The following is a 12,544-nucleotide window of genomic DNA, read 5'->3' as shown; positions in this document are numbered from 1 at the left end:
TTGTGACAGCCTTTTTTATCATGACGAACGTCAACCTTCTCCGTCCGTTTGTCCAACATGGTTATGTTTCTTTACTTTTTTAGAACCACTTAGAGGCTGTGGTTGCCCATTATGTGCATTTTTAGGTTGATTTCTACGTTGGTCTTTAAAAGTATTACGTTCTGTCATTTGAATCCCTCCTCGACTGTAGTATGGCTGAATATAAAAACACTATACGTATAAATTCGATGCCTCGTAATAACATAATTGAGAGTTGGATGGAGGGGTAATGTAGTGAAAAAAACACGAAAAAATTGGGTGATGAAGCCAGATCGAACTGCGGTTGAGTTAGCACAAAAAGCTTTAGGGAATATTAATTCGCACGAGGCAGATTTACAAGTGAAAAAGCAAGGGGAGTAAGCTAGACTCAAAAGGTTAGTAGGATTTAACCTTTTGAGTCTTTGTTCATTAGTGGCGTTTCTTTGTTTTTTTATTGTTTTGACGTTCCATTTCAGTAAGTGGTTCATTTACCGTTCCTTCTTGAAATTGTTCGCCTTCGATAATGCGTTTATCTTTTTGATGTGATCGTTTAGCCATTTCAACACCTCCTATTGGTTATAATTTTTGTCCAGTTCAATAAGATTATTCAAGTAGATCTCTATGAATAAAGTAGGTCTGATCAGGCGGATGTAAAGTTTTTTTGCAAAGGAGTAAAAAATATATTTATTCTTTAGACAAATTTTGCTATTCTAATAAGGGGACTGTTATTGCTAACTATAAAAGCGCTTACTATGGTGCTTCTGATCGACTGGCTAGTCGGTCTGTTTAGACAAATCTGACAGTTTGAGGTATTATAGTCTTGTGAAGGAGGGGTTTTTACATATGTCAACTAAAACAGATGTATTCAAAGCAAAGTCATCCTTTTCTCTGGATGGGAAGACCGTTAATTACTATTCATTAAAGGCATTAGAAAATGCTGGTTTAGGGAAAGTAACAAATCTACCATATTCAATTAAGGTATTACTAGAATCAGTACTTCGTCAATATGATGGTTATGTCATCAAAGAAGAACATGTAGAAAACTTAGCGAAGTGGGGAACAAACGAATTAAAAGAGATTGATGTTCCATTCAAGCCTTCTCGTGTCATTCTACAAGATTTCACGGGTGTACCTGCAGTTGTAGACCTTGCTTCTTTACGTAAAGCAATGGCAGACTTGGGAGGAAACCCAGATCAAATCAATCCTGAAATTCCAGTTGATCTTGTTATCGACCACTCGGTACAAGTTGATAAAGCTGGTACTTTAGATTCATTAGATTTCAACATGAACTTAGAATTCCAACGTAACGAAGAGCGTTATCAATTCCTTAGCTGGGCGAAAAAGGCTTTCGATAACTATCGTGCTGTACCACCAGCAACAGGAATTGTTCACCAAGTTAACTTGGAGTACATTGCTAATGTTGTTCATGCAATTGAGCAAGATGGTGAAACAGTAGCATTCCCTGATACTCTAGTTGGGACAGATTCTCACACTACAATGATCAACGGTATCGGTGTTCTTGGCTGGGGTGTTGGTGGTATTGAAGCGGAAGCAGGAATGCTTGGACAACCTTCATACTTCCCAGTACCAGAAGTTATTGGAGTGAAATTCACAGGTAAGTTACCAAGTGGAACGACAGCTACTGATGTAGCATTAAAAGTTACTCAAGTTTTACGTGAGAAAAAAGTTGTAGGTAAATTCGTAGAGTTCTTCGGCCCTGGTTTAGCAGAAATGCCACTAGCAGATCGTGCAACGATCTCAAACATGGCTCCTGAATACGGTGCAACTTGCGGATTCTTCCCAGTAGATGTAGAAGCGTTAAACTACATGCGTTTAACAGGACGTTCTGAAGATCAAATTAAGCTTGTTGAAGAATACTCAAAAGCTAACGACTTGTTCTATGTACCAGGAGAAACTCCTGATCCAACATATACAGACGTAGTTGAAATTGACCTTTCTGAAATCGAAGCGAATCTTTCTGGTCCGAAACGTCCACAAGATTTAGTTCGCCTTACTGACATGCAAAAATCTTTCCGTGATGCAGTTGTTGCACCACAAGGAACTCAAGGTTTAGGATTATCAGAAGATGAATTTGATAAGGAAGTTTCAGTTAAATTTAATGATGGCCGTGAAACAGTTATGAAAACGGGGTCAATTGCAATTGCTGCGATCACGAGCTGTACAAACACTTCTAACCCTTACGTATTAATCGGAGCTGGTCTTGTTGCGAAGAAAGCAGTTGAATTAGGTCTTGAAGTACCTGAATTTGTTAAAACATCATTAGCACCTGGTTCAAAAGTTGTAACAGGATACTTAACAGACTCTGGTTTATTACCATACATGGAGAAACTTGGATTCAACATTGTTGGATACGGCTGTACAACATGTATCGGTAACTCTGGTCCGTTAGAAGATGAAATCGAAGAAGCGGTTGCTGCCAACGACTTAACAGTAACGTCAGTTCTTTCTGGAAACCGTAACTTTGAAGGACGTATCCACCCACTAGTTAAAGCAAACTATCTTGCATCTCCACCGCTTGTAGTTGCTTATGCATTAGCTGGAACGGTTGATATCGACCTACGTAACGATTCTCTAGGTAAAGATAAAGACGGTAAGGACGTATACTTCGATGACATCTGGCCTACAGCAGATGAGATTGCTAAAGTTGTTCACGAAACTGTTACGCCTGAATTGTTCCGTCGTGAGTATGAGAATGTATTTGCGAGCAATCCTCGTTGGAATCAAATTGAAACAACGGATGACGCTCTTTATAAGTGGGATGAAGATTCTACTTACATCGCGAACCCAACATTCTTTGAGAACTTATCTCCAAATCCAGAAGATATTAAGCCTTTAGCTAGCCTTCGTGTGATTGGTAAGTTCGGCGATACAGTGACAACTGACCATATTTCACCTGCAGGTGCAATTGGTAAAGATACTCCAGCTGGGAAATATTTAATTTCTAAAGGGGTAGAGCCGAAAGATTTCAACTCTTATGGTTCACGTCGTGGTAACCACGAAGTAATGATGAGAGGTACATTTGCAAACATTCGTATTCGTAACCAAATCGCTCCTGGTACAGAAGGTGGGTATACAACTTACTGGCCAACTGGCGAAGTAATGTCTATTTACGATGCTGCAATGAAATACAAAGAGCAAGATACAGGCTTAGCAATTCTAGCAGGTAAAGATTACGGTATGGGAAGCTCGCGTGACTGGGCAGCTAAAGGAACAAACCTTCTTGGCATTAAAACAGTTATCGCTGAAAGTTATGAGCGTATTCACCGTAGTAACCTTGTTCTTATGGGTGTTCTTCCACTTCAATTCAAGGAAGGCGATAGCGCTGAATCTCTTGGATTAACGGGTGAAGAGTCAATCTCTGTTGCTATTACAGACGATGTGAAGCCACGTGATCTTGTTAAAGTAACTGCAACTGATAAAGATGGTAAGCAAACAGAATTTGAAGTTATCGCTCGCTTTGATAGTGAAGTTGAAATGGATTACTACCGTCACGGTGGTATCTTACAAATGGTACTTCGTAATAAGCTTGCTAATTAATATACGAAAAGAGGTCTTCTTTCTTAAAGAAAGAAGACCTCTTTTGCATTTCAAATAATAATTTCACATACCATATTTCCATTAACTCTCACTTATATAACTGATAAAGGTACACATTCTAGAAAAGATAATTTAGGAAAGAGAGGGAAATTAAATGGGACGACAAAAAAAGGGAAATGCAAATGCTCAACGTAATAACAATGCAAAAAAATATGGTAAAACAAATCATCCAGAAACTGAATTTGAATCTTATGCTGAGCGTGAAGCTGAAAAAATGAATCGAAATAATCACTCCTAACATTAAATAATCAACACCAGAATGTGTACGAAAAGACAGGGTGAGTAAATGATTCTTTATACTCACTCTTCTGGTCGTTGTTTTAAGAATTTATAAGAGGAGGAAGTCCAATTGTTTGATTTTTGGCAAGGGGCTGAAAATTTACCAGTTTATGCATTCATGATTCGTGCTACGATTGTATATGTTTATATATTTTTAATTGTGAAAGTGTTAGGTCAGCGTTCGATGAGTTCCATTGATGCTTTAGATTTTATATTTGGAGTTGTAATTGGAGACATTTTAGGTGAACCATTAACGGATGGTGAATTGCCTCTTGCTGGTCCTGCAGCTGCGGCTGCAATGACAGCCGGTCTACATCTTTCTTTGTCAGTTTTGGCTCTTAAAACACCACGTTTCCGCCGTATCATAGAGGATGAACCGATCATTCTAATGAAGCATGGAAAAATATTGCATAAGGAACTAAGAAAAGCCAAAATAACGCTGGAAGCTTTTTTAATGGATCTACGTCAAAATAGTGCGAGCGATCTATCTGAAGTCGATTATGCAATTTTAGAAATGAACGGAGCAATAAGTGTTATTAAGAAATCAAGTTATGAAACAGTAACTTTAAATGACATGCAAAAAAATGTGCCCTCTAAAGGGTACACATCTGTGTTGATTGAAGATGGACAAATCATAGAGGCTAATGTGAAGAAATTTGGCACACTCGATTGGTTACGAGAACAAGTTCATCAACGAGGTTTTGCTAATCCTAAACAGATTTTCTTAATGACGATAGACGAATCTGGTCAAATTTACGTCAGCCCAAAATAATTGTATAAAAACACTCCTTTTCGTCAATAATTGTATAAAAACAAAGGAGTGTTTGTCTTGAGAAGAGTCAGAAAATTGTCATTTGAGGAATTAGTTAGAGAAAATCGGGAGAAGTTAATGAATGATAAAGAAGCACTGGATCGCATCGAAGAACGGTGGGAAAAAAGACGTTCTGCAGTAAAACAAATTGAGCTATGAATAAGATGGCTTTTTAGAGGTAACCTATTATTGAGGGAGGGGTTACTTATGAAAAGTACAAAGTCACATTTCGCACAATTCCGTCCAGATCATCTTGGAATGCAACCTGTCAAATCAAAGGCAAATAACGGAAAGAAAATGGCCCAAAAAAGTAATGAGCAACCTGATTATATTCCCCAAAAGGATAATACGAAAAACCCTGGAGTTTATACTTCGGGGTTTTCTTTCGTGTTTTTTAAAAAGTTGTCGATGAAAAATGCTTGTCAATCCAAAGAATAACCGGAATAATGAAAAGAAGTGATGTCATACATGAGGGGGACGAGGATTCATGAGACAGCAACAATTCATACGTAAATTGTTGTTATGCACGTATTTAATGGCCTTATTTTATGTTACGTTGTTAGCTTGGAATTACGGAGCTTCTCTTGGCCCGACAGGTCCCGGAGGAAGAAATTACAATATAATTCCGTTTCGAAGCATATATAGAATTGCTGTTTTCAGCCCGACAATTATGGACCCTATTCGAATATTAGTTGGGAATATTGTTTTATTTTTGCCAATGGGTTTTTTGTTACCGTTCATTTCGAAGAAGTTACGTAGGCTTTCTTTAGTCGTGCTACTCGCTTTTCTTACTTCTCTTCTTATAGAAGTAAGTCAATTTCTTTTCACGCATCGAGTGGCTAACATCGATGATGTGATTTTGAATACATTAGGTGCGACAATTGGATACATGGTGTTTTATATTGTACTGTGGCTCAAAAGACGGGTTGTTTATATACGTACGTAACTGTCCGTATAATTTGAAGTTTAGAATATAAAAAGGTAAAAAGGCAATGTTGGGATTTCAAATCCCTTAACATTGCCTTCCATATTGTTATCCTCTCAATGAATAATGGCGGTTAAATAGTTTAAATGAGATGTAAACAATTAATAGGAATGTTCCATAAAAGAGTGTAACAAAAATCAAATCGCTAGGGTTGTTGACGATCGAGTTACCAACTGTTGCAAACAAGATCATCGAAGGGACTTTGCCAAGCGATGAGGCGAGTGCATAACGTAAAAATGAAACTCTGCTTAAAGCGGAGTAGATGTTAACAATGATTGAGGGAATAACAGGAATCAATCTTGTTAAGAAGATTGTCATAAATGCATTACGTTCAAACATAATAGTAACTTTTGAGAGACGCTGATACTTATAAAGCCATTTCTTGCCCCAATCTTGATAACCATAACGGACAAATGCAAACATTAAAATAGAAGCAAGAGACGAACCTATCCAAGTAACGGTACTACCTGCAATAGGCCCATATGCTGCTCCAAGAACTCCGCCAATAATCGGATAAGGAATAATGGGAAATAGCGAAAAGAAAGTTGCGAGTAATGCAGTTATAAGCATATACTCAGCCCCGCCTTGTTGAATCCAATGTAATAAATCTTCTCCATATAAGTACATGACTAATGCAATGAACAAATAAGTAAATAGTACGAAACCTTTCCTCATCAAAAAACGCCTTCCTTTCTACCTTCTTATTTTCTCATAAAATGCAAGGCTTGTCCTCCGGTAACTTAATGGTTAGACTTTGCGTAACTACGGTTATCTGTTAAAATATTTAAAACTAATAGGTTTACTAGGGAAGGTGATTCGATGAAAAAAGTAGTGTTGATCTTTTTACTTATTTTTTTACTATTGTTACCCATTCAAGTTGGTGCTCACTCGTACGTGACTGAGTCTTACCCGGAAGATCAAGAGGAGATAGCCGAGCCAATAAAAGAGATTGAGTTGGTCTTTAATGCTGGAATTGAGTCCGTTAGTACGGCATCTGTTTTTAATGAAGAGGGTCAAGAAGTTGAGATAGCTAATATTAATGTTGAGAGTCCTTTTTTAACTTTGTCATTAAATGATCCGTTAGCTCCAGGTACTTATTTAGTTGAATGGAGAGCACTTGGGGAAGATACCCATCAAACAGAAGGAGAATTTTCTTTTGAAGTGTTACCATTTGAGCAGGCCGCTCCGGAAGAAGAGGTTGAAGAATTCAATGAATCTGTAGACGAAATCAATCAAGAAAATATTGTTAATGAAGATAACACTGAAATAGCGATCGATCAACAAGAGGAAGTAGAATCCTCGTTAGGTCGTATGTTATGGCCGCTTATTATTACGGGTGTGATTGCTCTGATTTTTGTGGGCAGATTTATCATTAAGAGGATGTTCTAATGGTTGTTTCGTTGGTTAATTTTTTGTTATATCTTTGTTTTTCTTTATTGATGGGGTACTTTCTATTAAAATCAGTCCCTGAAAATCAACGTCCTTCCATTCATATGTCTGTTCGACTTATTAAAGGAGTGGCTGCTGCTGTTCCTGTCTTATTATTTGTGCCAGTAATTAGATTAATTGAAACATTATACGTTCAATTTTCCATTCCTCTTTTGGAGTCAATTGCAACTGTGGTATTTGAGTATTCAGCAGGCCAGGCTTTTCTTGTCTCAATTTTTTTAACGGTGGCAATCATCTTTTCAACACCGGTTGAAAAGTGGAGCCGTTTTTCGGTGTTTCTTGTAGTTGGTCTCGTCCTTGCAGCCAGTTGGTCAAGTCATGGATCAGCCGTTGCTGGTTGGGTGGGTTTTATTGGGAACGCTTTGCATTTATTAGCAGTGAGTATTTGGATTGGGGTTTTGGCTATCGTGGCATGGTTTGCTCGAGAATGGGAGCAGCACCAGTCCTTTTATAGGTGGTTTTCGGTAACTGCGGTTTTCGCGGTTATTGTTCTTATTGGATCTGGTTTCTTATTAATGGCAGCCATTGTACCTCAATATGTTCAATCTTGGCTCCTTTCATATGGACAAATATTATTCATTAAGCATTTATTGTTTTTGCCTTTACTTCTGTTTGGACTACATCATCTTATACTTGGTTTAAGAGTGAGAGTGGGGCCTTCGACAAATCAGATTAAGTCTTTTCGAATTGAATCACTCTTTGCTTTCGTCATTTTTCTACTGTCAGCTATTATGACAGAGCAAACCCCTCCCCATGAGGTTGCTCAAGTACTACAAACAGAATCAGTTTCTTTCTTGATGAACATATTTCTTGAACAATCCTTGAATGTACAAATGGTTCAAATTGTCATGACGGCAGCTACGTTTGTTCTATTGGCGATTGCTGTCGGGCTATTTACGTATGCAAGCTATAGTTTAATTCGCTCTTACCAATATAGGAAAGCTACTTCATTTTTTTTAATAAGCATTGTTTTCATTTATGTAGGACTGATGGGGAGTGTTGATGTTAGTGAAGGTGAGAGAGATCTCACGGTTTATGGGAGCATTGAAGAAGCCGTCGAACAAACCTATGGGGCCGATACGCATATTGACGTGTTACATTCTGAATACGTAGATGAGGAAGTCTACGTCATCTATATGGTAGACGAATCTGACTTGGTGGCTGAAAAGCTCCTTTCAACAGAAGGAGGTTATAACCGCCTGCCGAATGCAATGCTAACAATTGGTGGAACAGCTGTTATTGAAGAAGATCAAAAAATTCGTACGTTCCGTGTACGTAGTGGGAATTGGCACAACGGCTCAAATACTTTTACGTATGTTACTTTTGGGATGATACGGAAGCCTAGCGAAATAGCACGTGTACAAATTCATTATGAAGGTGGTTCATATATAGCTGAACTTGAACAAAATGTATTTATAAATGTAGTGTCAACAAATGAAGACTGGGCTGATCAACATCCAATTGACTTTTTAGCTAGTGACGGACAACTAATTGAAACATATGCTAGAAATATTATGGAAGAGGGAGTGTACTGCCATTAGTGTAGGGCACTCCTTTACAGTTGAGAAATCTTTCGGTTTTGGAAATAATGGAGGATTGCATGACAAAAAAGAAACGTTGGCTAATTTATGCATTATTAATTTTTGCAACAAGTACATGGGGGAGTGGCTTTATAGCAGGAAAGGTGGCAATTGAGAGTTTCGAGCCTGCAACAATTGCTTTTTTACGTTTTTTGGGGGCGGCCCTTTTCTTGTTTCCGATTATGTGGTTAGTTGAGAAGAACATCCCTAAGATAACGAGAAAGGATTGGTTATTATTTGCTCTTTTAGGGCTGACAGGTATTGCGATTTATAATATTTGTTTTTTCTTAGCGAGTAAATACGCACCGGTCATTAAGAGCTCTTTGTTTATAGGAACGAATCCGATGCTTATTATGCTGTTATCTGGTCTTTTCTTAAAAGAGGTCATAACAAAAAGGAATGTCGCTGGGTTATTTCTTGCTTTTTTAGGGGTCATTATTGTAATTACAGAAGGAAAGATGTCAGTAATCCTTTTGTTTGAATTCGAGTGGATTGATTTAATCCTATTGTTTGCAGTTATCACATGGGCCGTTTATAGTGTGTTAGGAAGAATTGTGTTACGGAAATTTAGTTCCATTGTTTCAACAACTTATGCTGTTGCATTTGGAACCATATTTTTATTGCCGTTTTCTTTATTCGAAAAACCTTGGACGCACATGGCAACAAGCACACCTGCTTCATGGTTCGCGATTGCTTATATGAGTCTGTTTGTAACGGTTATCGGGTTTATCTTGTACTATTATGGAATACAACAGATTGGTGCTAGCAAGGCAGCGATCTTTATCAATGTAATGCCTGTTTCTGCTGTTATGATGGCGGCTATTTTCTTGGGAGAGGAATTAACCGTTACAACGGTAATTGGAGCAACTTTGGTGGTGACGGGAGTATATGTCGGTACTTCAATTAAGCGTGAAAAGAAACCACAACACGAACATGTAAACACTGGATAAATCATGGTAAGATAAGGAACATGATTTAGTAGAAAGGAAGAAAAGCATGCTGCAGGAAAACTGGACAGATGAGATGATACGATCATGGATCGAACAAGTTTATCTAGGTAAGGAACGCTTTCATGAAGGAAAAGCATGGGAACTTCTCGAACTACTGGAACAGAGCCAATTTGAAGAAAAGAAACGTAAACATTTCAAATCGGTACTTCTTTCGAAATTAGCAGAAGCACGTTTAAATAGGATTGGGAAAATAGATCATTTAATCGAGCGTTGGACAAAAGAGGCCATTCGTGAAGATAACGAAAATATATTAGCCCATGAATTAAAGGTTGATCAATTTATTGAATTCCTTAAGCAGATCCCTATACCTAATAAATTTCCGCAGATACGAGAAACAGATCATGGTTCGGCCAAAAAGAAAACAGCGAGAGAGTATGAAAAGATTGCAGAGTGTTTCTTTCAATTTTCAAAAGAACACGAACGATTTTTGGCACAAATACAACCATCAATCGCTTATGCACACCATTCAGCGAAAGAGACAAAGATTAAGGAAACAACAAGGCTTATGCAGCAATTGCAAGGACCATTCCAAACGATTTTAACATCGGCAAGGGATTATGCTAATTCTTTAACAGGAGTCTATTACTCAGCTTCACAATTTGGAGAAATTACAAAGGCTACAAGAGAGATTGAGCAATTATTATGTAATTGGAATGAAGAATTAACTGAGTTCACTAAAACAAAACAGGAAAAAAATGCTTTAGATGAACTTCAATATATGATCGGTCTTGAAGATGTAAAGGATCGGATTAAAAAGCTCTATCAGTTTCTTCATTATCAAAAAGAGCGAATGAAACAAGGATTTCATACAAAGGATGGAATCAATTTACATATGATACTCCAAGGGAATCCAGGTACAGGCAAGACTCATTTAGCTCGCTTAATCGCCAAAATTTATTACGAGCTCGGGTTATTAGAGCGTGATGAAGTATATGAAGTTGATCGTTCCCAACTTGTTGGAGCGTTTGTTGGTCAGACAGAGGAAAATACAATGAAAGCAATTGAAAGAGCAAAGGGCGGCGTATTGTTTATCGATGAAGCTTATAGCTTACGAAGAGAGGGAGCTAGTGGCAATGATTATGGGCAGGTTGCGATTGATACACTTGTTTCCGCTATGACTAATGAACAACATGAGGGTCATTTTGCAGTCTTCTTAGCGGGTTATCCCGCAGAAATGAGAAAGTTTCTACGTGCTAATCCTGGACTAAGAAGCCGCTTTCCAGATTTTAATCACATTGAGATTCATAATTATACGCTTGATGAGTTACTTGAGATTGGTGAATTGGTAGCTATTGAGAATGATTTCTTATTAACCTCAATGGCAAAGAAAGAATTCAAAAAAAGATTAGAGCTTACGCAAGTAGATGATTCCTTTGGCAATGCTAGAACAGCAAAAAATATTATCTTAGATGCCATATTTGAAAAAGGGGCAAATGTAGTACTTGATCAAAACAAATTAGAAGATTTTGTTTTATTGCAAGCAGAAGATTTTAAAGAATTAACAACGAGCAGGAAAGAAGAACATGCGATTGAAGATCTTCATAAATTAATTGGCCTTGAACAAGTGAAAAAAGAAATACAACAATTAACATCTTTTGTGCAAATCCAGCAGTTAAGACGTGACAAAGGATTGCAAGCACTCCCGCTTCAAGTCCATTCTGTATTTACTGGTAACCCGGGTACCGGTAAAACAACAGTTGCAAAGCTATTTGCTAAGTCTTTGAAAGAAATTGGACTGTTAAAAAGAGGCCATCTAATCGTTGCCAGCCGAGCAGATTTAGTAGCAGGATATGTTGGACAAACTGCAGAAAAAACAAAGGAAAAGATAAAAGACGCTCTTGGCGGTGTATTATTTATTGATGAGGCATATTCGTTATTTTCCAGAGGAGAAAGTGACTTTGGAAAAGAAGTGATTAATACGTTAGTACAGGAAATGACTGAACACGAAGAAAATCTTGTGGTCATTTTAGCTGGTTACGCCAACGAAATGAATCAATTATTAAATAGCAACCCTGGCCTCGTTTCACGTTTTAAAAAGCATATTGCTTTTCCTGATTATACAAAAAAAGAATTACTTGGAATCATTGAAAAGAGAGCTGCACAGCACGGTTATTATTTTGCAGATGGAGCGAAAGAGCATTTAACAAAAGTGTTTCCTGAAAAAGGACATCCAGCAAATGGTCGCTTTGCAGCAGATATTTTTGATCAATTGGCGCAAATTCAATCATTGCGATTAGTCACAATAGAACATGAGTTGAACGATAAACAATTGGCAGAGATTGAAAAGGTAGATATTGACCAATTATCGCTTACTGATATTGAAGGATAGGAGAGGAAATAATGTTTATTTCTGAAAGAGAGATTCAAATTTTATATGCAGATACGGATATGATGGGGGTCATTTATCATGCCAATTATCTAAAGTATTTTGAGCTTGGTAGAGGCGGTTTTATTGAAGATGTAGGATATAGTTACATCGAAATGGAAAAAGCGGGATATTATGCACCAGTATATGATGTGCAAGCCACATATAAAAAGCCAATCCGTTATGGAGATAAAGCATTTGTTAGAACTTGGGTCGAGTTAAACGATGGAATCAAAACTATTTATGGTTATGAAATTGTTAATGGCAATAATGAGGTTTGTGCGGAAGGCTCAACAACTCATATTATTGTGAAAAAAGAATCGTTTAAGCCAACTGCATTTAAGAAGGCATTTCCTGAATGGTTTCAAAAATATGAAGAAATAAAAAAATAATGATAATGTGTATAAGCATGTTCCGGTTATCCATACT

General features: G+C 37.5%; 15 protein-coding genes. 12 read left to right on the top strand and 3 right to left on the bottom strand.

Annotated features, from left to right (window positions below; genetic code table 11):
- Nucleotides 1–30: 30 nt before the first annotated feature.
- A complete protein-coding gene (locus BkAM31D_RS12690) occupies nucleotides 31–168 on the bottom strand; it encodes a small acid-soluble spore protein P (RefSeq protein WP_066149789.1) in 138 nt (45 codons plus the stop codon).
- A 105-nt stretch (nucleotides 169–273) separates the two neighbouring features.
- Here BkAM31D_RS12690 and BkAM31D_RS24385 point away from each other — a divergent pair, with 105 nt between their 5' ends.
- Complete coding sequence (locus BkAM31D_RS24385) at nucleotides 274–399, top strand: hypothetical protein (protein ID WP_257391567.1); 126 nt, start codon at nucleotides 274–276, stop codon at nucleotides 397–399.
- Between the two features lie 48 nt (nucleotides 400–447).
- On the opposite strand, the gene sspO is transcribed toward BkAM31D_RS24385, so the two are convergent.
- Complete coding sequence (sspO, locus tag BkAM31D_RS12685) at nucleotides 448–576, bottom strand: small acid-soluble spore protein SspO (protein ID WP_084371965.1); 129 nt, start codon at nucleotides 574–576, stop codon at nucleotides 448–450.
- 285 nt (nucleotides 577–861) lie between these two features.
- On the opposite strand from sspO, the gene acnA reads away from it, so the two are divergent.
- From acnA to BkAM31D_RS12660, 6 genes are all read left to right on the top strand, one after another.
- Complete coding sequence (acnA, locus tag BkAM31D_RS12680) at nucleotides 862–3,576, top strand: aconitate hydratase AcnA (RefSeq protein ID WP_066149786.1); 2,715 nt, start codon at nucleotides 862–864, stop codon at nucleotides 3,574–3,576.
- 154 nt (nucleotides 3,577–3,730) lie between these two features.
- On the top strand, nucleotides 3,731–3,874 hold the full coding sequence (gene ypzF, locus BkAM31D_RS23960) for a protein YpzF (RefSeq protein WP_169801076.1): 144 nt from the start codon (nucleotides 3,731–3,733) through the stop codon (nucleotides 3,872–3,874).
- Between the two features lie 111 nt (nucleotides 3,875–3,985).
- Nucleotides 3,986–4,687, top strand: coding sequence for a DUF421 domain-containing protein (locus tag BkAM31D_RS12675; protein ID WP_066149782.1), 702 nt, complete (start codon nucleotides 3,986–3,988; stop codon nucleotides 4,685–4,687).
- Between the two features lie 57 nt (nucleotides 4,688–4,744).
- Nucleotides 4,745–4,885 (top strand): FbpB family small basic protein, encoded by a 141-nt coding sequence (locus BkAM31D_RS12670; RefSeq protein ID WP_084371963.1) that lies wholly within the window; start codon nucleotides 4,745–4,747, stop codon nucleotides 4,883–4,885.
- 48 nt (nucleotides 4,886–4,933) lie between these two features.
- Nucleotides 4,934–5,164, top strand: coding sequence for an acid-soluble spore protein N (locus tag BkAM31D_RS24875; protein WP_085449797.1), 231 nt, complete (start codon nucleotides 4,934–4,936; stop codon nucleotides 5,162–5,164).
- Nucleotides 5,165–5,213: 49 nt separating this feature from the next.
- On the top strand, nucleotides 5,214–5,672 hold the full coding sequence (locus tag BkAM31D_RS12660; RefSeq protein ID WP_066149776.1) for a VanZ family protein: 459 nt from the start codon (nucleotides 5,214–5,216) through the stop codon (nucleotides 5,670–5,672).
- A gap of 87 nt (nucleotides 5,673–5,759) precedes the next feature.
- Here BkAM31D_RS12660 and BkAM31D_RS12655 read toward each other — a convergent pair whose 3' ends face one another.
- A complete protein-coding gene (locus BkAM31D_RS12655) occupies nucleotides 5,760–6,386 on the bottom strand; it encodes a TVP38/TMEM64 family protein (RefSeq protein WP_306807389.1) in 627 nt (208 codons plus the stop codon).
- A 144-nt stretch (nucleotides 6,387–6,530) separates the two neighbouring features.
- On the opposite strand from BkAM31D_RS12655, the gene BkAM31D_RS12650 reads away from it, so the two are divergent.
- Genes BkAM31D_RS12650 through BkAM31D_RS12630 form a run of 5 tightly spaced genes read left to right on the top strand, consistent with a single transcriptional unit; the run spans nucleotide 6,531 to nucleotide 12,507 of the window.
- On the top strand, nucleotides 6,531–7,100 hold the full coding sequence (locus tag BkAM31D_RS12650; RefSeq protein WP_066149771.1) for a copper resistance CopC family protein: 570 nt from the start codon (nucleotides 6,531–6,533) through the stop codon (nucleotides 7,098–7,100).
- On the top strand, nucleotides 7,100–8,701 hold the full coding sequence (locus BkAM31D_RS12645) for a CopD family protein (RefSeq protein ID WP_066149768.1): 1,602 nt from the start codon (nucleotides 7,100–7,102) through the stop codon (nucleotides 8,699–8,701). The genes BkAM31D_RS12650 and BkAM31D_RS12645 overlap by 1 nt, the downstream gene beginning before the upstream one ends.
- 59 nt (nucleotides 8,702–8,760) lie before the next feature.
- The gene (locus BkAM31D_RS12640) at nucleotides 8,761–9,690 is read left to right on the top strand and encodes a DMT family transporter (protein ID WP_066149764.1); all 930 of its coding nucleotides are present in this window, start codon (nucleotides 8,761–8,763) and stop codon (nucleotides 9,688–9,690) included.
- 46 nt (nucleotides 9,691–9,736) lie between these two features.
- Nucleotides 9,737–12,079 (top strand): AAA family ATPase, encoded by a 2,343-nt coding sequence (locus BkAM31D_RS12635; RefSeq protein WP_066149761.1) that lies wholly within the window; start codon nucleotides 9,737–9,739, stop codon nucleotides 12,077–12,079.
- 11 nt (nucleotides 12,080–12,090) lie between these two features.
- Complete coding sequence (locus BkAM31D_RS12630; protein ID WP_066149758.1) at nucleotides 12,091–12,507, top strand: acyl-CoA thioesterase; 417 nt, start codon at nucleotides 12,091–12,093, stop codon at nucleotides 12,505–12,507.
- Nucleotides 12,508–12,544 lie beyond the last annotated feature (37 nt).

It is taken from the genome of Halalkalibacter krulwichiae, assembly GCF_002109385.1.
GTDB classification, from domain to species: domain Bacteria; phylum Bacillota; class Bacilli; order Bacillales; family Bacillaceae_D; genus Halalkalibacter; species Halalkalibacter krulwichiae.
The sequence above is the reverse complement of the archived record's forward strand: the minus strand, read 5'-3'. Positions and strand labels throughout refer to the sequence as shown.